Origin of the sequence: Virgibacillus sp. JSM 102003 (assembly GCF_041949995.1) — a bacterium.
Classification (GTDB): Bacteria; Bacillota; Bacilli; order Bacillales; family Amphibacillaceae; genus Lentibacillus.
Map to the genome: position 1 here is coordinate 1 of NZ_JBHFQH010000001.1, position 26,197 is coordinate 26,197.

General features: G+C 35.7%; 27 protein-coding genes, 1 pseudogene and 1 riboswitch. Of the genes and pseudogenes, 6 read left to right on the plus strand and 22 right to left on the minus strand.

Annotated elements, in window-relative coordinates; translation table 11 throughout:
• Positions 1 to 333: 333 nt before the first annotated feature.
• Positions 334 to 1,467, plus strand: coding sequence for an IS110 family RNA-guided transposase (locus ACE1TG_RS00005; protein WP_375050309.1), 1,134 nt, complete (start codon positions 334 to 336; stop codon positions 1,465 to 1,467).
• A gap of 714 nt (positions 1,468 to 2,181) precedes the next feature.
• Here ACE1TG_RS00005 and rpsA read toward each other — a convergent pair.
• The 7 genes from rpsA to prsW form a co-directional block, all read right to left on the minus strand.
• Complete coding sequence (gene rpsA / locus ACE1TG_RS00010; protein WP_375050310.1) at positions 2,182 to 3,312, minus strand: 30S ribosomal protein S1; 1,131 nt, start codon at positions 3,310 to 3,312, stop codon at positions 2,182 to 2,184.
• A 74-nt stretch (positions 3,313 to 3,386) separates the two neighbouring features.
• Positions 3,387 to 3,992, minus strand: coding sequence for a lysophospholipid acyltransferase family protein (locus ACE1TG_RS00015; protein ID WP_375050311.1), 606 nt, complete (start codon positions 3,990 to 3,992; stop codon positions 3,387 to 3,389).
• A 12-nt stretch (positions 3,993 to 4,004) separates the two neighbouring features.
• On the minus strand, positions 4,005 to 4,685 hold the full coding sequence (gene cmk / locus ACE1TG_RS00020; protein WP_375050312.1) for a (d)CMP kinase: 681 nt from the start codon (positions 4,683 to 4,685) through the stop codon (positions 4,005 to 4,007).
• Between the two features lie 239 nt (positions 4,686 to 4,924).
• A complete protein-coding gene (locus ACE1TG_RS00025; protein WP_375050313.1) occupies positions 4,925 to 5,575 on the minus strand; it encodes a flagellar brake protein in 651 nt (216 codons plus the stop codon).
• A 285-nt stretch (positions 5,576 to 5,860) separates the two neighbouring features.
• Positions 5,861 to 7,222: a germination protein YpeB gene (gene ypeB, locus ACE1TG_RS00030; RefSeq protein WP_375050314.1), complete on the minus strand. Its 1,362-nt coding sequence runs from the start codon at positions 7,220 to 7,222 to the stop codon at positions 5,861 to 5,863.
• A gap of 15 nt (positions 7,223 to 7,237) precedes the next feature.
• Positions 7,238 to 8,119, minus strand: a complete 882-nt coding sequence (gene sleB / locus ACE1TG_RS00035) for a spore cortex-lytic enzyme (protein WP_375050315.1) — start codon at positions 8,117 to 8,119, stop codon at positions 7,238 to 7,240.
• 120 nt (positions 8,120 to 8,239) lie between these two features.
• Positions 8,240 to 8,917: a glutamic-type intramembrane protease PrsW gene (prsW, locus tag ACE1TG_RS00040; protein WP_375050316.1), complete on the minus strand. Its 678-nt coding sequence runs from the start codon at positions 8,915 to 8,917 to the stop codon at positions 8,240 to 8,242.
• 84 nt (positions 8,918 to 9,001) lie between these two features.
• Between prsW and ACE1TG_RS00045 the strand changes: the two genes are divergently transcribed.
• Positions 9,002 to 9,973, plus strand: coding sequence for an asparaginase (locus tag ACE1TG_RS00045; RefSeq protein ID WP_375050317.1), 972 nt, complete (start codon positions 9,002 to 9,004; stop codon positions 9,971 to 9,973).
• Positions 9,974 to 10,258: 285 nt separating this feature from the next.
• Here ACE1TG_RS00045 and ACE1TG_RS00050 read toward each other — a convergent pair whose 3' ends face one another.
• From ACE1TG_RS00050 to ACE1TG_RS00065, 4 genes are all read right to left on the minus strand, one after another.
• Positions 10,259 to 11,233 (minus strand): YpdA family putative bacillithiol disulfide reductase, encoded by a 975-nt coding sequence (locus ACE1TG_RS00050; protein ID WP_375050318.1) that lies wholly within the window; start codon positions 11,231 to 11,233, stop codon positions 10,259 to 10,261.
• A gap of 469 nt (positions 11,234 to 11,702) precedes the next feature.
• Positions 11,703 to 12,983 carry a Glu/Leu/Phe/Val family dehydrogenase gene (locus ACE1TG_RS00055; RefSeq protein WP_375050319.1) on the minus strand — a complete coding sequence of 427 codons (1,281 nt, stop codon included), beginning with the start codon at positions 12,981 to 12,983 and terminating at the stop codon, positions 11,703 to 11,705.
• Positions 12,984 to 13,135: 152 nt separating this feature from the next.
• Positions 13,136 to 13,720 (minus strand): genetic competence negative regulator, encoded by a 585-nt coding sequence (locus tag ACE1TG_RS00060; RefSeq protein WP_375050320.1) that lies wholly within the window; start codon positions 13,718 to 13,720, stop codon positions 13,136 to 13,138.
• 250 nt (positions 13,721 to 13,970) lie between these two features.
• A complete protein-coding gene (locus tag ACE1TG_RS00065; RefSeq protein ID WP_375050321.1) occupies positions 13,971 to 14,729 on the minus strand; it encodes a metallophosphoesterase in 759 nt (252 codons plus the stop codon).
• Positions 14,730 to 14,886: 157 nt separating this feature from the next.
• On the opposite strand from ACE1TG_RS00065, the gene ACE1TG_RS00070 reads away from it, so the two are divergent.
• From ACE1TG_RS00070 to ACE1TG_RS00080, 3 genes are read left to right on the plus strand one after another with little or no spacing between them, the layout of a single operon-like run.
• On the plus strand, positions 14,887 to 15,111 hold the full coding sequence (locus tag ACE1TG_RS00070; protein ID WP_375050322.1) for a spore coat associated protein CotJA: 225 nt from the start codon (positions 14,887 to 14,889) through the stop codon (positions 15,109 to 15,111).
• On the plus strand, positions 15,104 to 15,367 hold the full coding sequence (locus tag ACE1TG_RS00075) for a spore coat protein CotJB (RefSeq protein ID WP_375050323.1): 264 nt from the start codon (positions 15,104 to 15,106) through the stop codon (positions 15,365 to 15,367). Before ACE1TG_RS00070 ends, ACE1TG_RS00075 begins: the two co-directional genes overlap by 8 nt.
• 36 nt (positions 15,368 to 15,403) lie before the next feature.
• Positions 15,404 to 15,973 (plus strand): manganese catalase family protein, encoded by a 570-nt coding sequence (locus ACE1TG_RS00080; protein ID WP_375050324.1) that lies wholly within the window; start codon positions 15,404 to 15,406, stop codon positions 15,971 to 15,973.
• 37 nt (positions 15,974 to 16,010) lie between these two features.
• On the opposite strand, the gene ACE1TG_RS00085 is transcribed toward ACE1TG_RS00080, so the two are convergent.
• From ACE1TG_RS00085 to ACE1TG_RS00100, 4 genes are read right to left on the minus strand one after another with little or no spacing between them, the layout of a single operon-like run.
• Positions 16,011 to 16,346 (minus strand): hypothetical protein, encoded by a 336-nt coding sequence (locus ACE1TG_RS00085; RefSeq protein ID WP_375050325.1) that lies wholly within the window; start codon positions 16,344 to 16,346, stop codon positions 16,011 to 16,013.
• Positions 16,339 to 16,926, minus strand: coding sequence for a CPBP family intramembrane glutamic endopeptidase (locus tag ACE1TG_RS00090; protein ID WP_375050326.1), 588 nt, complete (start codon positions 16,924 to 16,926; stop codon positions 16,339 to 16,341). The genes ACE1TG_RS00085 and ACE1TG_RS00090 overlap by 8 nt, the downstream gene beginning before the upstream one ends.
• On the minus strand, positions 16,910 to 18,484 hold the full coding sequence (locus ACE1TG_RS00095; protein ID WP_375050327.1) for a RecQ family ATP-dependent DNA helicase: 1,575 nt from the start codon (positions 18,482 to 18,484) through the stop codon (positions 16,910 to 16,912). Before ACE1TG_RS00095 ends, ACE1TG_RS00090 begins: the two co-directional genes overlap by 17 nt.
• Positions 18,468 to 19,511, minus strand: coding sequence for a YpbB family protein (locus ACE1TG_RS00100; RefSeq protein WP_375050328.1), 1,044 nt, complete (start codon positions 19,509 to 19,511; stop codon positions 18,468 to 18,470). The genes ACE1TG_RS00095 and ACE1TG_RS00100 overlap by 17 nt, the downstream gene beginning before the upstream one ends.
• A 153-nt stretch (positions 19,512 to 19,664) precedes the next feature.
• On the opposite strand from ACE1TG_RS00100, the gene ACE1TG_RS00105 reads away from it, so the two are divergent.
• Positions 19,665 to 19,919 (plus strand): ferredoxin, encoded by a 255-nt coding sequence (locus ACE1TG_RS00105; RefSeq protein WP_375050329.1) that lies wholly within the window; start codon positions 19,665 to 19,667, stop codon positions 19,917 to 19,919.
• A gap of 39 nt (positions 19,920 to 19,958) precedes the next feature.
• Here the strand turns inward: ACE1TG_RS00105 and ACE1TG_RS00110 are convergent.
• The 7 genes and pseudogenes from ACE1TG_RS00110 to ACE1TG_RS00140 form a co-directional block, all read right to left on the minus strand.
• A pseudogene (locus ACE1TG_RS00110) lies at positions 19,959 to 20,213 on the minus strand (helix-turn-helix transcriptional regulator); the annotation flags it as partial.
• A gap of 180 nt (positions 20,214 to 20,393) precedes the next feature.
• Entirely contained in the window at positions 20,394 to 21,581 is a 1,188-nt protein-coding gene (locus ACE1TG_RS00115; RefSeq protein WP_375050330.1) for a hypothetical protein, read from the minus strand.
• Positions 21,578 to 22,102, minus strand: a complete 525-nt coding sequence (gene sigX / locus ACE1TG_RS00120; protein ID WP_375050331.1) for an RNA polymerase sigma factor SigX — start codon at positions 22,100 to 22,102, stop codon at positions 21,578 to 21,580. The genes ACE1TG_RS00115 and sigX overlap by 4 nt, the downstream gene beginning before the upstream one ends.
• Positions 22,103 to 22,198: 96 nt before the next feature.
• Positions 22,199 to 22,714 carry an ECF transporter S component gene (locus tag ACE1TG_RS00125; protein ID WP_375050332.1) on the minus strand — a complete coding sequence of 172 codons (516 nt, stop codon included), beginning with the start codon at positions 22,712 to 22,714 and terminating at the stop codon, positions 22,199 to 22,201.
• A gap of 5 nt (positions 22,715 to 22,719) precedes the next feature.
• A complete protein-coding gene (locus ACE1TG_RS00130; protein ID WP_375050333.1) occupies positions 22,720 to 23,151 on the minus strand; it encodes a DUF4430 domain-containing protein in 432 nt (143 codons plus the stop codon).
• A 308-nt stretch (positions 23,152 to 23,459) separates the two neighbouring features.
• Positions 23,460 to 23,642: riboswitch (cobalamin riboswitch) on the minus strand.
• A 24-nt stretch (positions 23,643 to 23,666) separates the two neighbouring features.
• Entirely contained in the window at positions 23,667 to 25,430 is a 1,764-nt protein-coding gene (locus ACE1TG_RS00135; protein ID WP_375050334.1) for an ATP-binding protein, read from the minus strand.
• Positions 25,430 to 26,146, minus strand: a complete 717-nt coding sequence (locus ACE1TG_RS00140; RefSeq protein WP_375050335.1) for a response regulator transcription factor — start codon at positions 26,144 to 26,146, stop codon at positions 25,430 to 25,432. Before ACE1TG_RS00140 ends, ACE1TG_RS00135 begins: the two co-directional genes overlap by 1 nt.
• Positions 26,147 to 26,197: the final 51 nt, after the last annotated feature.

Genomic DNA, 26,197 nt, shown 5'->3' on the forward strand with positions numbered 1-26,197 from the left:
GCTAGTAAACGTCTTTGACATGGACGTTAAGGGTGTCATGAAGAGCCGTATGCCTTAATTGGGCACGTACGGATCTGTGAGGGGTAAGGGGCACAATCCCAAAGGAGAGGCCCCGCCTACTCGACTAAATAGCAGAAAAGGTGCTCTTGGAAGGGTGAGACGGATCCTCGTTCCGCTAATAGCAGAGAATCAGCCAAATTTGAGATAAAAATTACAAATAGCTACTATGAACAAAACTGGCTCCTTAATCGTAAAGTCGTGGGTTAATTTGGTAGACTGTTTACTAAGAAAGAAAAACCCAAATCAGAGCCACATTACGAAAGGAGCCTTACTATGAATAATAACACAAAATACGTTGGTTTAGACGTATCAAAAGAAGAAATTGCAGTAGCTATCGCAGAAGAAGGTCGAGGAAAACCTAGGTATTTTGGGATGATTAGCCATACACCAGAGGCCATCCGAAAACTAGTAAAGAAATTAGGAAAACCTGAAAATCTTAAGATGTGCTATGAGGCAGGTCCAACTGGATATCCATTATATCGGATGTTTATGAGTATGGGCATTGAATGCGACGTGATTGCACCGAGTTTAATTCCACAAAAGCCAGGAGAACGAGTTAAAACAGATAAAAGAGATGCCATGAGTCTTGCCGGTTTATTTCGTGCAGGAGAGTTAACTTCCATATACGTACCTTCGAAAGAAGATGAGGCTTTACGTGATCTCGTTCGTGCCAGAGAAGATGTGAAAGATGATATATTACGAATTAAACATCGGATTACCAAACTTCTTTTACGGTATGGAATTCGTGCCCCGCAAAAAGTGGGAAGGAATTGGTCAGCGAAATATCGCGAATGGATTTATACGGTGAAATTCGAGTATAGACCGGTACGTATTGCCTTTCGAGAATATTTACAGATTCTTCACGAAACAGAACAGCGACTAAAACGTTTAGAAGGGGAAATACAGGCTGAGGCGGAAAACGGCGTACATGCTCCAATTATTCAAGCACTCCAATGTTTACGTGGTGTAGCTACGATCACTGCAACCGGTCTGGCTGCCGAAATTGGATCGTTTGGACGATTTCCGACACCTAAGAAATTCATGGCTTTTTTAGGACTTGTACCTAGCGAAAGTTCTAGTGGTGCTTCACGAAAGCAGGGGGATATTACGAAAACCGGAAATGTACATGCCCGTAAATTACTAATTGAAGCAGCTTGGAGTTATCGTCTTCAGCCCGCTGTTCGAGATAAGTTAAAGAAAAGACAAAATGGCCAACCAGGCGCCATACTGGACATCTCATGGAAGGCGCAAACAAGGTTACACAAAAGGTTTCATCGATTAATGTCACGTGGGAAGGCAAGTAATAAAGCAGTGACAGCTGTTGCCAGAGAGTTGGCCGGATTCATTTGGGCAATCGCAAAGGAAGTAGAAGAAAACAGGCCTGAAAAGGAAGTAGTACTAAATTAAGAACATATATTTCTATTTACAAATGGATGCATGATGAATGCGTTATTTTCCAGTCATAATAAAGCGGGGTGAGAATAGGGCCCGGAGGCAAAGTAAAAACCGTAGAGGAAAATTCACGAGTTCCGCTTGTGCTAGCTTTGTATAGTGAATGCACGTAAATAGCTGGTGAAAGTTCCTTGGACGGAAAGGTAGAATGTGTGAATCCACGAATATCAGCGTGCCATCGGTGCGAAGTATATTTTGCCTTCGAGCCGTGTTCTTAGCCTTTCTTCTTCATCTAAAAAAAGTATCTCCAGTTCCTGATTGGTCGTAAAGGAAACCACTTGACAACCAATCAGGAACTGGAGGGAAAGTCACCAAGATGAAGAAGGAAATAGTCTAACCAAAACGGTTAACCCATAAAAAGAAGTTAAAATGGCTTCTTGTATTAAGTATACCCAAAAATGGGAAAAACAGGTTGGGACTTGACAGTTTTGTTCATATCAGCGGAATGAGGATCCGAACCCAAGCATAAAACGAGGGTTTTAAAGCAAATAGCGGAATGAGGATCCGCCAAACAGTTGAAGTGGATCCTCATTCCGCTACATCAACAACAAGGGCGAAAGTTGAATGCTAATTATTATGTGATTTCAAATATTATTAGCATTTTCTCTTCCAAAACTGAACCCTAAAAAGCGACAGCTCTCCCTACTATCGGAAGAGCTGTTTAAAATATTATTTGTATTTATTTAATTTATCACCAATGAAATCTCCTAGCTGGAAACCTGACTGGTCTTCATCTTTTTCATATTGCTTAAACTCTGCAGCTTCCTGTTCCTGCTCAAGTTCTTTTATGCTAAGCGACATCCGTTCTTCTTGTTCACTAACATCAAGTACTTTGACTTGTACCTGTTGACCAACTTCAAGTACTTCTTGTGGTGTACCAATGTGACGGTTAGCAATTTGGGAGATATGAACTAGTCCTTCAACACCTGATAATACCTCTACAAATGCACCAAAGTTCACAAGACGTTTAACCGTACCTTCCAGAACATCTCCTTTTGATACACGTTCCTGAATATCTGACCATGGTCCTGGCAGTGTTTTCTTACGGGAGAGAGAGATGCGTTCATTATCCCGATCAACAGATAAAATTTCAACTTTAATTTTATCACCTTCAGACACAACATCTGAAGCCTTTTCAACATGCTCGTGGGCTAGCTGAGAGATATGAACAAGTCCATCAATGCCTCCAAGGTCAACAAAAACACCAAAGCTGGTTAATCGTTGTACAACACCTTCTAATACTTGACCCTGTTCCAGCGATTGAAGTACTTGTTGTTTTTGTTGTTTCGATTCGTCCTGCACAACATCTTTATGAGACAATATCACCCGATTTTGTTCTTTATCCAAGTCAACAATCTTAACTGTTAATGTTGTATCTTTATAATTTGCAAAATCTTCCACAAAGTAAGTTTCTACTAAAGATGCAGGAATGAATCCGCGTAATCCAACATCTACAACCAGACCACCTTTTACTACTTCTTTAATTTCTGTTTCAAATACTTCATTATTTTGATAGCTTTCTTCTAATGATTCCCATGCTTTTTCAGCATCAACTGCTTTTTTAGATAGAATAACTTCATCATCTTCCATTTTCTTCACTTGTAATGTGAGTTCATCGCCTTCTTTTACGAGATCACTCGCTTGTTCGATATGCAGACTTGATAGTTCGCTAATCGGAACAATTCCCTCCGACTTATAACCAATATCAACGAGAACTTGTTTATCCTCAACTTTAACCACTGTTCCTGTTAGAATATCCCCTATCTCAAACTGTGTAATTTCATTACTAGATTCACTCATACAATTAGCCCTCCTTAAAGTACAAAACAACAATACATTAAAACTCTCTTTTTTATAACTTCTAATATTTACAATTATTTGTCAAGTGATGCAGGTTGGGAATTATGTTTTTCGATTAAATTTTTTATTTCAGACATAATTGCGTCTGCAGCATCCTTTGCAGAAGACTTAGTCTCCCTATGCTTTTGCATATTCATCGGTTTTCCATAGATAACAGTAAGTTTTCTTCCTGGCTTATAGGGACCTATTATTGCACATGGGACAATTGTCGCATTAGATCTTAACGCGAAGAACCCTGCTCCTGCTAATGGCCTGCCAAGTTCACCGGTTTTGCTTCGGGTACCTTCAGGAAACAGGCCTAAAGTCTCGCCATTCTCCAAGATTTCCAATCCTTTACGTAAAGCATTTCGGTCTTTCAATCCCCTTTTTACAGGAAATGCACGTATTCCCAACAATAGTTTCCCCAAAAATGGTTTTTCAAATAGTTCACCTTTCGCCATAAAGAAGATATCACGAGGTGATGTAATTCCAACTACAGGTGGATCAAGATTTGAGATATGATTTGAACATATTATAACCGGTCCTTCTTTTGGAACATTTTTCTTTCCAATTATTTTAATCCGAAACAATGGGAAAAATATTATTGCTACAACTGTTCTGGCAAATTTATAAAGACTCATATTTGATCCCCTTTATTCAGCAATTACTTTAGCTGCCTCGTATAGTATTGACTCAGCTACTTCATCAATTGTTAAAGCAGTTGTATCAATCTCTATTGCATCATTTGCTTTTGTAAGTGGAGCTGCCTCCCTTTTAGAATCAATCAAGTCCCTTTGCTGGATTTCTTGTTTTAACCTCTTTAGGTCAGCAGAAAATCCTTTTCGTACATTTTCTTCATATCTTCGTTTAGCGCGTTCCTCTACAGATGCGATCAGAAATATCTTTACCTCCGCATTCGGTAACACATGTGTACCAATATCCCTTCCATCCATAACAACTCCACGTTTTTCTGCAAGTGTTTGTTGTCTTTTCACCATATCTTTCCGAATACTGGGGTGTTTGGCCACATAAGATACATTATTTGTTACTTCCTCGGTACGTATGTTGCGTGTTACATCCTCATTATCAACCATAACACGCTGTCCATTCCCCTCTTGGTCCAGACCCAAATCTATATCTGTATCTGCTAATAATGCAGCAAGCTGTTGTTCATCTTCCAGGGAAATTTGTTTACTAAGAGCTTTTAATGTTAATCCTCTGTACATTGCGCCTGTATCAATATAAACATATGTAAGCCTTTGCGCCACTATTTTAGCCACCGTACTTTTCCCCGCGGCTGCTGGACCGTCAATTGCGATTGCGATTTCTTTCATTGTCGTAATTCATTCCCCTCAATATATCAAGTCAATTACTATACAAGTATAGAAAAACTTGGCATTAAGCCAAGTTAAAATAAACCCTTATGTAAGATAATAACATAACTATAAAACCATGGTCTATTGGTTTTAATATAATACAAAATCATTAAACTTAATCAATGTAAAAATTGCCACCGAAAAAATTTATTACACTTTGATACAACTTTCCGAATGTATAAGTAAATCAGTATATACTAAAGTAAATCTTTTTTTCGGGACTCCCGTTGTTTTTCAAAACAGTAACGAACAATGTTTTGACGATCAGCTTTTGTAACTTGAATAATTTTTAAGGATGCTGTATTAGCTGCATTGTCAGACTCTTTAATTCGAATAACCTCAGCCAACGCTCCTATATATTGAAATTCACCTGACTGCATCTGAAGAACAAGCCAGACGTTTACCTCTTCTCTTTCATACATTTTATTACCATTCGGTATGATGATAGACATACCTCCACCACTTACATCAGAAGTGACAGTAGTAAATGATTCATTCGAACTATGTACCGCTATATCAATTGCGGTTTCGATTCGTACATACTCCCTTCGCTGAATCCTTTTAATGTTATCTTTATCTGGAAAATTTATTGCAAGTGTTGGTACATTCAATTTAACCTTGGCAATAATCTCCGTTTGGAATTTATAAACGGATTGGTCGTATCCCACGTATTCTGCCCAAAGGTGTGTGCCTTTGTGAAGAAAGGCAGTTTTATTCGTTTGTATATCAATAGGATAGTCAATAAGCAGATAATCATCATTTTTCTCAACTATCTTGCAACGATACTTTTTAGTCTCATTCTTCTGGTTCTGCATCAGCTCCAGATTAAGTAATGTCCCGATCTTCAATTACAACCCCCCTATTCAAGCAATACTTTATACCTATATTATTACAGAAAAATCAAAAAAGGGAAAGACCTAAGTCCATCCCTTTAGTACTGACTAAAAATTATATAACGGGAGTGCTGCAGAAAATGAGCTTCTTAGAAAACCTTGCTTAACGCCAGGTCATAGTATAGGTAAGCGTTATATACACCTAAGCAGTAAGAAAGGTTTCCTCACCTGCGGAAATAGCCTGTCAGCCTATTAGTATTAACTGAGTTTCCTAACAAATGGTTCAGCAAACCCATACGTCTAAACAGATGCTTGTGCTTCTGTTTTCATTGCAAAGTTAATTTCAGTTCCATCCAACTTTTCAACTTTTTCTTCTGTACCATCCATTGCGTTAATAAATATTCTGTATGTCTCATTATCAAGAACACCTAAGAATTCATAAACTAATACTTCTTCACCAATATCATTGTCAATAACAGCCATATGTTCCTCATTTATTTTAACATCAGGATTAACTTTATTCTTTGCCTCTTTTACAGTTAGCTTTGGATCTGGAATATCTCTTTCCTTATGGTTCATAAAGTAATTCCTGGCAGTGAATCCAAGTAAGTCACCATTATCCAAAGCTACTTTCACCTCAATTGCATCCGAGAACACTCGAACGTCATCCTGTTTGTAGAGAAATGAGTATACCCCAACATTACTAAATTGATTACTTGAAAATATTGTCATATCTTTAAAACCATTTGCTTTTAAATAACCTTTTGCTTTCTCCAACCCCTTATTTAGACTAATCTTTTGTTCTTTGGTAGTTCTGTTTACCAAAAGGGTGATTGGATGTCCCCCTTGTTGGGACATATCCATATAAGCATTCTTATTACCGTTCTTATAAGATAAGCTATAAGTTGGTATATCTGATCCTTTACCACTCTTTGTAACTGTAATATTATTATCATTTTTAACATTGAACAATTTTTTACCTTTTTCTAATGCTTCATTTTTATCAATTTTATCTCCCTTTAAAAATTGATACTCATGTTCTTTAGAGGAAGTCCCGGTGAGCGATGCATTAGTATTACTTTCCGTGTAACCCTCCACTTTCTTTTCAACAGTTTTAAACCCATCTACAATCGTATTATCTGATTGCTCGTCTTGAGTTGCTAAAGCCAGCTGTACATCCATCCAGCGCAAATTCTCTTCTAGAACTACATGCTGTACTTGCCTTAATTCATTTTTTAATTCACCTGACTGTTTATATAGTTCTTCAAGTGTTGCAGTCTCCTTATCAGTTAATGGATCCTTCTTTAAATCTCTTACTGCTGTACGATAAGTAAAATCACCTATATTAGAAAGAAACTCTTCTGTCTTATTAAAAGGAAGCAATGTAAGAGGCAATTGTCCTACATCAGATATTGCCTCAGAGGTTAATCGCCAAATTTCTACCATTTGTGGTGATAAACGCTCTTTTGAGTTCATCGCCAATGCTGTACCGATTTTGTCATTTAACAAATCCATGTTATAAGAAAGTTCATGAAAAGCTCGCTGATACGTATTTTCTGCCTGTATTAGTATTGCGTTTTTTTCCTGATGTTCCTGATAACCCCAAAATGCTGTACCTGCTATTCCAATAGTAAGCACACCAATTAAAATCCAACGTACCATTCATATCACTCCTTGCTATTTAGCAAATATGTGTTTCCCTATTTTTTTAATTTGTGGTCGTGACCAAATCCAATCTGAAGTTGCCGTATTCGGGTTAAAGTAGTATAATGCGTTTCCTGAAGGATCCCATCCGTTTATTGCATCAAGGACAGCCTCTTTTGCTTGCTCATTTGGAGTTAACCAAATTTGTCCATCAGCAACAGCAGTGAATGCCCTTGGTTCAAAAATAACACCTGAAACAGTATTCGGAAATGTAGAACTTTCTACCCGATTTAAAATTACAGCAGCAACTGCAACTTGTCCTACGTATGATTCACCACGAGATTCACCATGAACTGCATTTGCCATTAATTGAATATCATTTTTTGAATAACCTTGAGGCACATTTGCAGCAGTAGGTTCAGCTGGTTTTTGTTTATTGTTATTTGCACCTTGTTGATTGTTCTTCTTGTCCTGCTGGTTGTTCGTGTTATTTGTCTGTTGCTTATCTTTCTTATCTGGAGTCGTCTGTTTAGAATTCTCAACCCCACCATAGTGTGTAAAATCTTTTCCTTTTCTAATCTGTTCTTTTACATAATCTCTATCATACTCACTGGCATCTACTAACTTTTGCCTTGTGGTAAGTCCTGCTAAGCCATCAACTTTAAGACCAAATTCATATTGAAAATTACGTAATGCCCAATAAGTCCCCCATCCAAAAACACCATCAATATTCCCATTATAAAAACCAAGATATTGTAGTCTTGCCTGTAACTCGATAACATCATCCCCGACAGCACCGTGTTGAATGACTTGCGAGGTAAATGCATTTACTGGTTTTGTGGTATGTGATGTTTGAAGTCCTACCACGAAAAAACATATAATGATAATGAATAGGAACATTTTTTTATAGGTCATTTAGTTTCCTCCTGCTAATGCATTGTCATATGATACCTATTTTTTAACTAAACGTCCTTTTTATTCATTAAGATTTTCAACAAAATAAAAATCCTCTGTATTTTTGGGATACAAAGGATTTCAGGCTTGTAATTTTCTTTTTTGAACGATCTCTTCCAAGTTTGTCTGATTTGCAGTCTTAAGTCGACGCAATCCAATTATCCAAAGTACAATCATAAATGGAATCAGTAATGTTAACCAATTACTCGTTATCGTTTTTAGAATATAGTTATAACTGCCATGTAGAATGAATGGTAAAAATAATGCTAATGCAATATTCCATTTCTTATAATAACTGTTAACTTTAGCTTTTCCAAAGTGATATCCCATAATTACACCGAACAAAGCATGTGAAGAAACTGGGAATAGTGCTCTTGAAAAAGCATATTCGATACCATTCGTTAGCAAGTACAGGAAGTTTTCTACTGTTGCAAATCCTAAACTTATAGAAACAGCATAGACAATTCCATCATAATGCGCATCAAATTCTGTATGATGATAAATTACATACATAAAAATGAACCATTTAAAAAATTCTTCAATAAAACCTACTTCCAGGAATGATTGAATGAAATTATTACCGCTGATGTTTTCTATTGTGAGAGCATATTGGATAAACATAATCGGAAATACGAGCAATGCTCCTAATATAAACGTCTTTAGAATTAATGAAAATGGTTCTGTAAATTTGTCTTTTAAATAAATAAATGACATTAATGCGAGTGCAGGTGCTATTCCGGCGGATACAATAGCTAACATGTCAAAGACCTCTCTCCAATTATCTTGATCTAATCGTATCATTATGTTTAAGAAATTAAAATAGAATTAAGGCTGGTGATTTATATGAAAAATATTGTGATTATCCATACAGGTGGAACAATCTCAATGGTGGAAAATAAAAATACAGGTGAAGTTAATACAACCAAACATCATCCATTAACGGATTTGTCCGCTTACTTTCAAAGATACGCTAATATTGATGAAATTAACTTTTTTTCTCTCCCATCACCACAAATGACTCCCCAGCATATGCTGGAGCTAGCTATCAAGGTTGACCAGTTGGCATATAACTATGATGGAATTGTAATAACTCATGGCACTGATACGCTAGAGGAAACAGCATATTTTCTGGATTTGGTTGTTAAAACAGAGAAACCTGTTGTCATCACTGGAGCAATGCGATCAACTAATGAGATCGGCTCTGATGCCCTTTATAATTTAATAAGTTCACTGCGAGTAGCAACAGATCATGAAGCTGCAAACAAAGGTGTACTCGTCGTAATGAATGATGAGATACATACAGCAACAAATGTAACCAAGACATCCACAAGTAATGTAGCAACTTTTCAAAGCCCGCAGTATGGTCCAATTGGAATCATAACAAAAGAATCCATAATTTTTCATCACACTATCCTGTCCAGACATTCACATCCGATAAGTCAAATTACTAAAAAAGTATTTTTACTTAAAGCATACGCTGGAATGGATGAACAAATTCTTAACGCGCTTCTCCAGGCTAATCCGGATGGCCTGGTAATAGAAGGATTGGGACAAGGTAATCTACCTAATAGTACCGTTAAGCCAATACAAGCCTTTATTAAAAAAGGAATTCCTGTAATATTAGTGTCCAGATGTTTTCGAGGAATTGTACAGCCGACCTATGGATATGATGGTGGCGGCAAACAACTTCAGGAAATTGGTGTAATATTGTCCAATGGGCTAACTGGACCTAAAGCAAGAATTAAATTAATGATAGCGTTAGAAAAAACAAAGGACGTAAAATTATTAACCGATATATTTGAAAAAGAATTATAGCTAAACAAATAATAGAAGCCGGGGTAAAAGTGTTTTAGTCAAAGTAAAATCCGAACTATAATTCAATATTCTTGAAAAAGAATTCGAATAAGTTCGGATTTAGTATTGTTGTGGTATAAAATCTTGTTTTTTTTCAAGTTCTAATGAGCAAATTCCAGCGTAGGAAATTCACGGACTCCAGCGGGAATAGCAGCAGCTGAAAATCCCGCAGAAAACGCCGAGGAAGCTGAAGCGTTGCCCTAAGGTGCGTAGTGTATATCCGAAGCGTTCCTGTCCCTTGCTTTTCTACTCATTTGTAATAGATTCCGCAATAAGTCCGCCATGGTGTCGGCCATTTTCAATAAAAATTTTATTATTGTTATAACCAGCTGCAACTACACCAGCTACATAAACTCCTTCCACGTTTGTTTCCATTGTACTTTCATTAAAAATAGGACAGCCATTCTCTTCATCGATCGTAACGCCTGCCTTCTTCAGAAACTTAAGATCGGGCTTGTATCCCGTCATAGCAAAGACAAAATCATTATCAATTGTTTTCGATTCACCATTAACACTATACTTTACTTGATCATTTGTTATTTTGGTAATATTAGCGTTAAATTCCATATTTACAATATCTTTTCTGACCAGAGCATCAAATTCAGGTAAAATCCAGGGTTTTATACTTTTCGAATACGTATCGCCTCGGTATAGAACTGTAACCTTTGCACCTGCTTTATGCAATTCCAGAGTAGCATCAACCGCTGAATTTTTACCTCCTATTACAACTACATCTTTATTGAAATAAGGGTGTGATTCTTTAAAATAATGCATTACTTTTGGTAACTCTTCACCTGGAATACCTATTTTATTTGGCTGATCATAATAGCCGGTAGCAATTATTAAATTATCTGCCTGATATTCTAACCTTTCACCTGTGTTCTTTTCAGTTTGTAGCTGAATTTTATCTTTACCAGGGTTAATTTCTACAACTTTTTCAAATGTGTTAATTCTTAACTGTTTACGTTCAGCTACTGCACGGTAGTATGCTAAAGCCTGATTTCGTACTGGCTTCTGTTTCTCAGTAATAAATGGAACATTTCCTATTTCAAGCTTCTCACTTGAACTGAAGAACGTCTGATGGGTTGGAAAATTATAGATGGTGTTTACCACATTTTCTTTTTCTATAATTAATGGTTTTATGCCATGATTCTGAAGCTCTATGGCACAAGACATTCCACAAGGTCCTCCCCCAATAATTATTGTTTTTTCTTTTTGCATATAAAGCACTTCCTTTTCTTACATGTAACATTAGGAAACTTGGCATTCGTTAAAGGTATTCTTATGATAGCTTATTGTTTACAGTAGAACTCCTTATACTCTGAAGTGCAAGTTTTAATGGCGATTGTCTTAGTTGCAGTCATGCAGTTAGAAGGGATTATACTTTTGTCTGAAAGTACCATTCTAACTTGATTTTAGCGGACACAGGAGAAGCTATTTCTACATAAAAGTAACCTTATTGAAGTTATTTCACCTATATCATAGTTAGTGGAAGTAATTTGTGCAAATAAGCTCTGGTATCCGCAAAACCTCATATTTGTAATATGAAAAATAATTTTCATGATAAATGGCGGCTACCATTCAGCAACCATGGTGGTTTCTTAACTGCAAAAAAACTCCTACCTTACTATACATGATAAGAGTTTTTTCGTCATTTTATTTGTTTTATGTCAAGTAAAATTCTAAATTATTATACCCATCCACGGAATCTTGCTGCTTCAGCCATTTTTCGAACACCAACCATATAGGCTGCAAGGCGCATATCCACACGTCTTGTTTGGGCAGTATTGTAAATGTTATTAAATGCTTTAACCATTATTTTCTTAAGTTTTTCCTGAATTTCTTCTTCTTCCCAGTAATAACCCTGATTATTTTGTACCCATTCAAAATAGGATACAGTTACACCGCCTGCTGATGCTAGGACATCCGGAACAAGCAATATACCGCGTTCCGACAATATCCTTGTACCGTCCAGTGTTGTTGGCCCATTGGCCGCTTCCACTACAATACTGGCTTTAATTTTATGTGCATTTTCTTCCCTTATCTGATTCTCTACCGCAGCAGGTACTAAAATATCACAATCCAATTCAAGCAAATCCTGGTTTGAAATTGTGTTGTTAAACAATTTTGTAACCGTGCCAAAGCTATCCCTGCGATCAAGCAAATAATCAATATCTAGACCATCAGGGTCATGTAACCCGCCATAAGCATCAGAGATTCCTACTATTTTTGCTCCGGCATCATATAGAAACTTCGCCAGAAAACTTCCGGCATTACCGAAACCCTGAACTACTACCCTAGCGCCTTTTACATCTATACCTTTTTTTCTAGCAGCTTCATCAATACAAATTGTTACACCTTTGGCAGTAGCAGTTTCTCTACCATGTGAACCACCAAGAACAATAGGTTTACCTGTAATAAATCCAGGATTGTTAAATTCATCAATTCGGCTATATTCATCCATCATCCATGCCATAATTTGAGAGTTTGTAAATACATCAGGGGCGGGAATGTCTTTATTTGGACCAACAATTTGGCTTATTGCACGTACATATCCACGACTGATTCCTTCTAATTCGCGAAACGACATCTCGCGCGGGTCACAAATAATTCCACCTTTGCCACCACCATATGGTAAGTCAACTATTCCCGCTTTTAAACTCATCCAAATTGACAGGGCCTTTACTTCTTTTTCTGTAACATCAGGATGAAAACGAACTCCGCCTTTTGTTGGGCCAACTGCATCGTTGTGCTGTGCACGGTACCCAGTGAAGATTTTGATTGAACCATCATCCATTCGAACAGGCATTCTTACTGTCATCATACGAATGGGTTCTTTTAGCAATTCAAATACCTCATCAGGGTAACCCAATTTCTCCAATGCACTTTTTACAACAGTTCTTGTTGAATTTAACACATCCAATTTATCATTCACTTCTTTGGTAGAATCTGCTGGTTTATCGGCTACCATGAATTTACCTCCTAGATTATCAAAAAAATTATTATATCTGTACTCAGAGATTAGTATACACGTTCATGATAAATATGCAATAAAATACGGCTATTTTGTAACTAAATTAATTCTGTTATAAAAGCGGTTTCAGACTAGCGTTTTAACATGATTTATTTATTATAAAAAAACTCCATAATTTGACTGACAGCATTTCCTTGCATAATTACTTTTCCGTATTCCTTCAATCTGTGAGAAGTAATTATGCTAGGAGAAGAAAATTCAGACATGACTGCAATGATATTCTCTTTATTTTTTGGAGTCAGTTCATTTTCATGAAGTAGCATATAGTAACGATTATTCATATAATAAATCTGTCCGCCATCCATATTTATAACAGATAAGTAGGATGATACTTGAATAATGTCCTCAAATTCTTTAAAAGAAAATATCATTTCCTTACTTTCATCTAACGTTACTTTCATCTCAATGAAATCCTCTTCCCAACCTTGATTTTCAATTTTTTGAGTCACGATTACATGCATTCCCTGTGCCTGCATTAAATGAACTTGAACGAGGAGAACCCCTTCCAATTCAAATCCCAATTCTGTACTTGCTTCGTACATCATATCACTAAACAAATTACGCACATTTGTGGCGTCATGCCATAGATCCTCTTTCGTAAAACCGCGATCTATTAGATCATCAAATGTTAAAAAAATTGTAAATTGGCTATCGGACACTCTTTCAATACGCATAAAGCATCCTCCTTTATAAATACATTTTAGAAAACTTGACTTATCAACAGGTCATTATGAAAGCGTATTTACTCACTTAGAACCTTACTCTCCTGACTTTAAGCCTAATTTGCAATTATACAGCAGGAAAGTGTATAAACTTTCTAAACTGCTAAACTAAAATAAATCAAATCCTTTTATAATAAATGACATTCTCTTTCTTCATCACTATAGTATATGCTATTGATGTGTTTGTTGAACATTACAATTATTATTGCTTAAAAGTTAATACATGACACTCTGACCTTGTACCAAGCCGAAATGGCAGTCTGGTATATCCGTAGCCCTCACTAACAAGTATTTTAGTGTTGCGTAATTTAGTTAATCCGCCCTTTTCAAAGTATCCAAATCCGAAAATCCGAATCTGACCTCCATGTGTATGTCCAGCTAACACCATGTCAATTTTATTTTGAAATGATTCCTCCATTTCATAATAAGCACTTGGATCATGTGTCAAGAGAATATTATAAGTTCCGTTTGCATTTTGCATAGCAAGGTCTATCCGAGCTTCACTGAACTGACAGCAGTCAAGTCCAATCAAGCTTATTGTATGCGTGTCAAATAATATATCATGATTGTTATTTGTCAGTATTGTTACCCCTTCTGATTTTAACAACCGGTAAATATCACTTGGAAATGCCTCATAATCGTTATTACCCCAGACAAAATACACCGGAGCATCCCATTGCTTTAATTTGCGGATATTTTCCCTTGTTCTATCAATTGGTACACCTTTTTCTGTTAAGTCCCCACCAATTACAACTAAATTAACTTCTTTCTGTATTGATCGTAATGTATTGGTATTAATTTTTCTCCGATGTATATCAGATATAAAAAACAAATTAAACTCAAATAATAACTCATTAACTGTTATTGTTCGATGCTCAATTGTATCATGATGTGCTTTATATAACATATACAATATCAGGACAAAAGGTAATAGTATACAGGCAGATACAATATAAGTCATTCTTATCCTCCTATCAGTCGAAAACATTCATACTTTCAAATTCGAATAAATTTGTTAAAAAGATATGTAACTCCCGGGATAATAATTGAATAGGACATCCACATCCATACATATCATGAATAGAAGTGGATAATTATTATTCTGAAAGGAGGATTTTATGTTCACACAATATAAATTTTGGGAACCTTACGCAAGCCCATATGACCCATGCCCACCTATAAAGGTAAAAAGCTTTTCAACCCCACCTCAATTGTACATTAACTTTCAACCCCCGGGACTTGAGCAATTTGAACCAAGAGAAGCTCTTTTTCGAGGAACACTGTGGAAAGTATTATACAGTCCTTATCCTGGCCCTTCAAAGAGAGGTGATGGTGATGAATAAAGTGCTCCCATCTGAATATTACCAACTGCTCGAGGAAATTCAAGCAGTCGATTTCGTATTGGTCGAATTGACTTTATATTTAGATACACACCCTCAAGACTATGATGCAATTGAACAATTTAATTTATTCGCAAAACAAAGTAAAGAACTCAAAATTAAATTCGAAAAAAAATTCGGGCCATTAATGCAATACGGAAGAAGCTACTCTAATTACCCATGGGATTGGGATAACACTCCATGGCCATGGCAAGTTTGATTTTACTGGAACATCTGATATTTAGGAGGAGATATTTTGTGGTATTATGAGAAAAAACTGGAATACCCTGTTAAAGTTACCGAATGTAACCCCCATCTCGCTAAATTTCTAATTGAGCAGTACGGTGGAGCAGACGGTGAACTAGCTGCAGCATTACGTTACTTAAATCAGCGATACACCATTCCTGACAAGGTAATTGGGTTACTTACAGATATTGGTACAGAAGAATTTGCCCACCTCGAAATGATAGCGACTATGATCTATAAACTCACAAAAGATGCAACCCCAGAACAAATGGAGGCAGCTGGCCTTGGTGCCCATTACGCCAATCATGACAAAGCTTTGTTTTACCATAATGCTGCAGGCGCTCCATGGACTGCTACCTATATTCAAGCAAAAGGAGATCCCATTGCAGACTTGTATGAAGATATCGCTGCAGAGGAAAAGGCAAGAGCAACCTACCAATGGATTATTAATTTATCCGATGACCCAGATCTTAATGATGGCTTAAAATACCTCCGCGAACGTGAGGTTGTACATTCATTACGTTTCAGGGAAGCCGTCGAAATCCTTAAAGAGGAAAGGGATAAGAAAACGATATTCTAACTTTTTTCAAAAGGTGCCTTTCAAACGGCACCTTTTACTATATATTCTTAATAACCTCCATCAGTTCCTGCCCCCACAGATAATATGCTCCACCTAAAAGTGCTAAAAAGATAAACACTACAATAATTAAGCGTAGAGATGCTCCGCTCAGTTTAACTCTGGTTCGCTTATTACTTGCACTGTGTACTTCGCTGCGCGGTGGCAAATTTAATATATCAACTTCACGCACATGCTCTACATGCTGTTCTATTTCAGAACTTCCAGTCTCACCTTTATCTAATTGTGCAGGTTGTACACTTTCTTCTTGAACTTCATTAAATAGTTTTCGTAATTCATCTGCCTGATCACTTCGTTCTTTGGTCTCTTCACTCATTAAACAGCACCTCACTTTTGAAGCGAATAACTACCCCTAATAAAAAGTCTACAAAAAAATGGGCAGTAATCGTAACAAATAGATTTTCCGTAAGTACAAAAATATAGCCAATATAAAAACTTACAATTAAAACAGACAGTAATAATACAGGCTTTCTTAAATAACGAATATGTACAAGTGCAAAAAAAGTACTAGCAATTATATAACCGAATGTAGTTTGAACAACTCCTCTAAATAATAATTCTTCTGAAACGGCTACCATTAGGGCAATTGCAAAAATTTCTATTATGGAACGGTTTTTAAAAATTCTATCATTTATACCACCATCATCATAGTACTTTTTCGGAAAAAGATAAATTAAGATGATATCGATAACGACGATGATAAGCCCCGGCAATACTCCATAATATGCTACTTCATATAAGTTAAATTGAATGAGGTCAAACCAATCTGTCATGTTATCAAATAATAACAGACTTAAAAGAAAACTAACTCCAAGTAATAAAAGCTGTGAAAAAAATAACTGTTTTCTTAACTCCTGATCAGTCAAACTCTTTATGATTTCACTTTGTCTCGTCATTCTGATCTCCAATTAACAGTAAATTTTGCAACTTACTTATCCATGTATTTGTTGTGTGATTAACTTCCGTTTGTTTTGCATTCCAGTTATTAATTGTAAAACCGCAATTTGTACAGCAACCATACACTGGATTTTTATAATTATCCTGAAAGCTTTTATAAAGATGCCTCCGTAAACACTCCTCTTCATGAATCCAATCGATAATTTCCTTCAACTTTCGTTGTTTCAAGGATTTTCTTGTTTCAATAAGAGCGCGTATATCATGAATAGCATTATTCCATATATCCTTTTGGTAGACAATTTTATTCTCTTTAATTATACCATGTAATTCCATCTGGTAGTGCAGAAATCGCCATTCAGATTCATTTAACTGTAAATCTTCCTGCAGGTGTTTATTGGATAGAAATGTTGGTGAATTTTTATATGACTGAAATAGGTTCATAAAGATTGTATCCAATTTTTCAACATCTGGTAACTCATTTTCAATTATTGTATTCGGAATGAGTTCATCACCCGGTGTGTAAAATAAAAGGCTTATACTCGATTCACCATCCCGACCTGCCCGTCCAACCTCTTGTATAAAGGATTCAATCTGAAGTGGCAAATGATAATGGAGTACAAGTCGAATATTGGGCTTATTTATTCCCATTCCAAATGCGCTTGTACAACAGATTACATCTATCTGATCATTCATAAATTGCTGTTGAATTGTAATCCGGTCTAATTGGTCCATACCACCATGATAGAAAGCAATACGATGGGAAGGAACATTTTCAGACAGAGATGCTGCAATTTCCTCTGTTTTTCGTTTGCTTGAAAAGTATATTAATGTGGGTACACGATTCTTTTTTAGCAGATTAACGATAAACTCCTGTTTCTCAATATCCTTTTTTACTTTTTGAATAGTAAAAGCAATATTTTCACGATCCATTGGGTATACATGTTTCATAATATTAGGTCTGTTTAATGAATTAATAATATCTTCCTGCACCTCTTTAGTAGCTGTTGCACTTAATGCTAATACCGTTGGATTGTTCATTTTCTCTAAAACAGAGCCTAATCGTAAATAATCAGGCCTGAATTCATGACCCCACTGCGATATACAGTGTGCCTCATCAATTACAAATAAACTAATATTAATAGTTTTAAAGTAGTGGATAGTCTGGTCCTGCTGCAAGAGTTCCGGTGATATGTATATTAACTTATAATCATTCAGATGCTGAAATACACGCTTTTTTTCGTTTGGTTCCAAAAAGCTATTTAACGCAATAACAGATTTAAATCCTGTAGACTTTAATTGTTTCACCTGGTCCTGCATTAATGAAATTAGTGGTGAAACTACGATTGTTACACCTTTCATCACTGTTGCAGGCAGCTGGTAACACAATGATTTTCCTGATCCTGTTGGTAAAATTCCCAATACATCTTTTCCGTGCATTATGTCATTAATTATTTCTTCTTGACCTTCTCGAAATGATGTTATATTAAACCTTTTTAATAAATGATTTCGTAACATTTTTTCACTCATACCTATCACCTGATTACGTAATATTTTCAACAGCCAACACAAGTCTTATTTGAAAATAACTGATTTCCTTGCTAATTTCTTGTCTTATATCCTTTAATTTAAAGGATTTCAATCTGCTTACTGCATTTAATATATCTTGTTGTCCTTGTTTATCAATATACTTATCAAGCGGAAATTGTTTATCATAAAGCGCTAATTCAACTAGATGGTCATAGATTGTATTCAACTTTAAGTTGCGTATAACAGCAATTTCTTCTGCAGTATATTGACTATTTAATAGTTCTTTTGTTTTTGTAGCTGATTTGGATGTCTGTGAAGATGCTGGCAAATCATCCTTAATACGGGTTAACAATGGATATGTGTTTGAATCCTGTTCAATCGCATATAACATATAATGAATGATACCTGTTAGTGCCAAAGGTACGTCTATTAATTTAAGGTTATAATTAGCTGCTAACTGATAACTGCTCATCCCATAGTGTTTGAAACCTGTTAAACTGTCTACAAACATACCCGCTTCTTGCTCATGAAAATAACTTAAAATTCTATACAGCTCATCATAAAGTTGATGCAGGAAAGAAAACTGGTTTTGTTTGATAATGTAATATTCCTTTTTCACCCAGCTTGTAACCACTGGTTTGTCAACGACCGGTATAAAATTAAGGTTATTGTTCCTGCTATTTGTTATAGTTTGAACTAAAAGAACTAATCTTTCAAAAAAAATAGAGGACAAACCAGAGTACTTCATTCCATTGAAATAATCTAACGAAATGTCACTTTCTTTTTCGTTTAGCTTATAACCTAATACAGTTGGGAATGCTGAAGAATTATCATGAAGCTGAATTAATCCTTCAGAAATAAGCTTATATATTCTTTCATCAAAATTCTGCTTTCTTAAGGATTTATAAATCCCATAAAAATTATCTAATTTATATATATGAGCATCCTGAACGGTCTGGATTGATCTTTTTCCTTTTAGAAGATGATATATTGCTGAGACACTGCGTCCTGTTTTAAATTGAGAGCAACATTTTATGACAATACGATCAAATAACAATGCTCTGAACTCCTTTTTGAAAGAATTGTGACAGTTATCAGAGTTTCCTTCCTCATTAATGATAACATGTATTATAGCAGTTGAATTGTATAAATATCAGTCTTACAATAGGTTATACAAGACTTTTTCTGAAAACAAACTGGAGGTTAACTCATGCCTAAATATACAATTGTTGACCAAGAAACGTGTATTGCTTGTGGAGCATGTGGTGCTGCTGCTCCTGATATATATGATTATGATGATGAGGGGATTGCATTTGTAGTTTTGGACGAGAATGAAGGAACTGCTGATGTCAAAGAAGTATTAAAAGAAGATATGACTGATGCATATGAGGGCTGTCCGACTGATTCTATTAAGATAGCAGATAAACCGTTTGATGGTGATCCATTAAAATTTGAAGAGGAGTAGAACTAGAGCTGTTTTACGGGATCTATGGAATCAAATTTCATTATTTGCTGCTATTTTGAGAGTTGTCAGTACATCATATCCTATAGCATGCTGAATTACTTCACTATCACGAAAAAGCGCACACAAAGCTACTGTCACAGTCCAATTGGCGTTGTTTCGCCGTTTCTCAATTTGAACCAGCGACTTCTTCGATATTCCCAATACAGTTGCCATTTGATTTTGCGTATAATTATTCTCAACCCGTATCAGTTTTATTTTTGCAGATATCTTGTCGATAATTTTTTCTTGTTCCATTGAAATCATCCCTAAAATAAAGCTTAATAATGGCTCTTAAGTAAGACTGTTTTTCTTTAACATTGGAAATATATTCACTTTTGTCGGATAACAAAACCTTGTAATTTTATGATAATTCCCATTGTTAAAAAAGTCAAAGCGTTCTCATCGGAAATTTCCCGCTGGAACGCTTTAACTCAATCAACTATCAACTCTTATCGGATTTACTCCGTCTGGAACTTTTATTGGCTCTGATAAATTATATGGACCAATAATTTCATTAGCATAATTTGTAAATAAAACATCCTGGTAACCATAGCTCTTTACAGTCATAAGAATTGCTTCTATCATCGTTATGGTTTCCTGGTTATTGAGAACCATTTTTTCATCGTCAAAATTTAATCTTAGCAGCTCATCATCCGTTTCTACAGAAAAATCAATATAATCTGGTATAGATTGATAAACATTATATGATTCTTCTGTATTTCTCATTTTTGTTAATGCTGTTTTAATATCACTTTTTTCATCGACTGGTATTTGTACAAGAAAATTACGTCTATTCTCAGATAGTTGGTAACGTTTATATATGACCTTCGAAGATTTTAACGACAGTTCCTTCACTTTACCGGTTGGACCTAGATTGACCTGCTGGCTAAAGACAGCCTTATTAATTTGGTAAGGGGTAAACATTGTTGTCAGTAGCCCTTGAAACATATTTGCCTGAGCACCTGAAGTAATAGAGAAGTCTTCTGGCAGTTTGATATTAACCTGATTACTTTGCTTATTTAATTGGAATTCTGTGCCAGGAAACATATAGTCGCTGAGCCCCCATTTCTGCTCATTCAGATAGGTATTTAACTGTTTATAATACTTCCCGGCATTATCAGTTTTAGGAACAACAAGTGATAATGGGACAACATATTGTGACTGACGATCAGCAAGAGCACTATAAATTATCGTTTTGTTGCTTGTTGAGTGTATAACATAAGACTGAATATTAGTGTCCATCATCAATACACCTGAGTCACTATCCGCAGATGATGATGCACTATCTTCCTGTTTAAGCTCACTTGATTCCTCCCTGGCTTTCATACTTTCATTAGAGCCAGCGTTATCCATCGCTTTATCAGCGTTACTATTTTCGCTGCTGCTTTGAAACATCGTATTATTCATCATCGAAGGTATAATAATGACTAATAATAATAACACCATGACTGTACTGAAAATAGGAATTAGTACCAGCTTTTTATTCTTTTTAGGTTGTCTTTCTTTATTAAATTCGGAGGAGATACGCTGATAAAGTACATCTTTATTCATGTTGTCTTTTACTTCTGGCATTTGTTCTAATGATTCCTTAATCTGCTCTTCATTGTTGTCGAATGTTTTCACAGTACATCTCCTCCTTCACTTATGTATTTCTTCAATGTCTTCAGTCCACGATGCTGTGTTGTCTTCACTTTGCTGACACTGAAATTTAAAATTTCTGCTGTCTCTTGAATAGAAAATGATTGTATGTACCGTAAGATTAAAACACTTTTTTGATCAGGTGTGCATTTGTCCAAATAACGATAAACATTTTTCATTTGTTCATTTTGCACAGCAATTTCATCTGGGAGAGGATTATAATCTTGAATTAATTCCCCTTTTTCATTCCAGTCAAAAAATTCCAGAATGCGATTTCGTTTTCTTTTTTGAGAGCGAAAATAATCGATTGTTATGTGCCGTGCTATCGAAAACAACCACGTTTTCTCTGAGCTGTCACCCTTAAATGAATCGTAGGATTTTAAAACTTTTATATATACTTCCTGAACGAGGTCTTCACAGGTTTCTTTATCCTTTACCATGTAAAATATAAATTGGTATAAATCATGATGGTAATTATTATAAAATTTCTCAAAAACGGCCTTCATAAAGATCCTCCGTTCATTTAAATAGTCGATTAATGGCATAATAAAGTTACAGCATATTAATACTATATTAGAAAAACGCAAAAATACCAACCTAATTTAGTTGGTATTTTGCAAATAGAAATGTTTTTCAGCATAATTTCTAAAAAAATGAGCGATTACTGGATATAATAGAATCATAAATACTCCATTGCCGATTGCGTGATAAGTATCAAATGGCAACCCAGCCAGGTAGTACGGAAGAAATTTTCCGGTAACTGAATATGTTGTGAGTGAAATAATAAATCCGTATAAATAACCACTAATTACCGCAAAAAATACTAGTATAAATCCTGGGATCTTAGCAGGATATTTTCCTAAGAATCCACTTAAAAGTCCGATTAATGCCCAAGCAACTACTTGCCAGATTGTCCATATTCCCATTCCCAATATCATATTAGACAAGAATGTAGTTAAAATAGCCAGCAATATAGCTGCTATCGGACCTAATAACAGGCCACAAACAATAATTAACGATGTGACAGGCTGAACATTTGGAAGAAACGCAAAAGCGAATCGCCCAACAACCGCCAATGCAGCAAGCAGTGCTAATAACGTGAGTTTATAAGTGTTCAATTAAATCATTCCCAGGCTTGCAGATCAAATGTCACTTTGTCACCTGGTGATAACTTAAATTCTTTAGCGCCAACTGTAGGCATTTCACCATTTACAGTAAACATCCATGATTTTTGCTCGCCATCCTTAGGCGCAACTCCGTCAATTGAGGTTATAAATCCACCATCAAAATCCGTCTTCACTTCAAAGTTTTTTTCCATTACTTCCATAAGGGTTGCCCCTTCTTCAACTTCAACCTCTTTTTCATTAATATATTCGGAACCTTTACCTTTTGATATTGTAATCCGAACCGTTTCTTCACTCTGTTCCTCTGAGTTCTCACCTGCTGTATTTTCCTTTTCTTGACTATTTGTCTGCCCTTGTTCTTCAGCACCACATCCGACCAATAAGCCAATAGCGACCATTAATGATGCAATACGTAAAAACCATTTGTTCATCTTCCCATTCCTCCAGTTCTAATTTATATTGAGGAGAATTGGACGTTGGAAACCAATACATTGAAAAAATTCTTAGTATCAACCGTATCCGTTAAAGGATTCTATTCAAGCTTATACTGCTTTCTGGAACCCTTAAACTATGGAGTATAATCCTTTATGCGGAAAGTTTTAGTTGGATTATGCATATATTTTCCTAACTGCGTAAAAAAGCTAACCCTTCTACAGAGTTAGCTTAGCAGACAATCGATACATAAAATTAATCATTTACAATGTGCTCGGTTGTCCCAATCGCTCACATCCTCGAAGCATTGAAACGTTAGAGATTGGCAGGTCTACTGACTTGTGATTCACGCCTACTATAAGTCCTTCCCATGTGACGAATCACACAGTGGCTTGTACTTATTTCGTATCTCACATACAGTTGCGAGGACAGTTCCTGATTTGCACAGGATTCCCTATTAAGTAATTACACCAAGCTCTATAACTTTATTCAATTCTATTTTATCATACCATATTTACTTCTCTTGTAAAGGTAGTTTAAACGTAAATGTTGTACCTTCATTAACCTTGCTGTTAACGGTGATCGATCCATTGTGAGCTTCAATAATATTTTTTGCAATTGAAAGTCCAAGTCCTGTACCTCTTTTCTTACTATTCTTCATGCGCGATTTATCTGCCTTATAAAAACGTTCAAAAACAAATGGTAAATCATCTTCTGGAATCCCACTTCCATTATCATTTACGGATACATTAAAATCAGCAGTATTACTTTCAATAACGACATGAACTTTTCCATCTTCATTGGAATGTCTAATTGCATTATCTATTAGATTTGTTAAAACCTGTTCCACACGATCCTGGTCTATATTTATTTGGTGATTGGAAATGTGTTTAGTTAAATCTAACTCAACATTATTTTCTTCTGCTAAACCTTTAAACTTTTTCAAAATACGTTCAACAAATGATTCAACGTCAACACTTTCTTTATTTAACTGTATATGACCTGCCTCCATCCGTGCTAAATCCAATAGTTCGTTCACCAACCGACCCATTCTTAAAGATTCCTCATGGATTATTTGTGCAAGCTCATTTTTATCTTCTCTGCTTTCTGCCACATCGTCAACAATTGCTTCACTATATCCTTGTAACATGGAAATAGGTGTTCTCAGTTCATGTGAAACATTTGCGATAAAGTCTTTTCTGAGCTTATCTAATCGACGTTCCTCTGTCATATCACGAATAACAGCCACCGCCCCACGTACATATGTCTGATCATATAACGGCGTCATAATCATTACCCATGTACGTCCTTGTATATTAATTTCATGTATTGCTTCTTTTTCATCATGGATGACATTCGTCAAGATTTCATCTAAGGGTACCGGTGCTTTATTATTAATTTCAGACATTTCCACGTCATTTTCGTAATACAAATTCTCAAGAAATCGCTCTGCAGGAGGATTAGTTATTAACATATCACTGTTTCGGTTAAAAGTAATAACACCATCTGCCATAGAACTTACGATACTTGAAAGTTGCTCTTTCTCCTGTCTTAACGCATTAATATGGAACTTCAATTGTCTGCCCATTCGATTAAATGCCATTGCAAGTTCACCAATTTCATCGTGTGTTAAAATTGGTACTTTTGTGTTGAATTCTCCTCTTGTAAGATCAAATGCTGCTTCCCGCATTTTTATTAAAGGAGACGTTATCCTTGTGGAAAGAAAAAAGGCAAAAATAGTTGTTAAAATAATAGCTATTCCTGCTGCAAGAAATATAATTTTAGTAGTTTCAGCTTTCGTCTTATTTACGATATCAAGTGATTGATATACAAAAACAGCACCATTCTGGTTAACTGGAGTACCTACAATCATAACTTTAGTATTACCATCAGGTAAGAAAATTTGCTTTTTTACATTTTCACCACTGGAAATAGCCTCCATTAAATTACTTTCCTCTTTCAACCATTTACTATTCAGTTTACCAAGGTCGCTATTAATACTTTCAGATGACCATGAATCACCATTTTCATAAATAACAGCTAAGGTGCTTGCTGGATCCTTCACACGTTCTGCTGTCTCTAAGGCCAATTGTTGATTGTCATATTGCACTACCATATGCGAAACCTTTGTTGCGGTTTGCATCATATCATTTTCAGCTTGATCAATATGAAAATTCTCAAAGAATTCCAAAAGTAAAACGGTCAATATAAATAATACAAAAGAAACTAGCAATAATATCGTTATTGCTAGTTTTCCTACTACACTACGCCAAAACATTATACATCATCTACCTCAAATTTATACCCGACGCCCCAGACAGTAACAATCATCTTGGCAGCTTCTTTAGATACATTATTTAATTTTTCACGTAGCCGTTTAACATGTGTATCAACAGTACGTAAATCTCCAAAAAATTCATATTGCCATACTTCCTTTAGCAGAAGTTCACGTGAAAATACTTTATCTGGAGACTCAGCTAAGAAACACAACAGCTCGTACTCTTTTGGAGTTAAACTAACTTCAGTTCCATCTGCCGTAACCCGATGAGCATCATGATCTATGGTCATATGAGGAAATACGATCAAATTTTTGGTCGATGTCTCCACTTCGTTAAAATTAGTGGTTGAAACTCTTCGCAGCAATGCTTTAACACGTAAAACTACTTCCCTTGGACTGAATGGTTTTACAATGTAATCATCAGTACCTACTTCAAATCCTTGTACACGATTTGCTTCCTCTCCTTTTGCTGTAAGCATTATAATAGGAGTCATTTTCTTTTTTCGCAGTTTTTGTGTAACATCAATTCCATCCATTTCTGGCATCATAATATCTAACAGAATAACATCATAATCATTTTGAAGTGCAAGCTCCAATGCCTCAGTACCATTTTCTGCTTCTTCGACAACAAATTCTTCTTTCTCCAAGTACATTTTAATTAACCGGCGAATTCTTTCCTCATCGTCTACAACTAACACTTTAGCGTTTGATTCCATTCAGACTCCCCCTAATTAGTATTTCGTTATAGTATAATTGAAAAACTTACC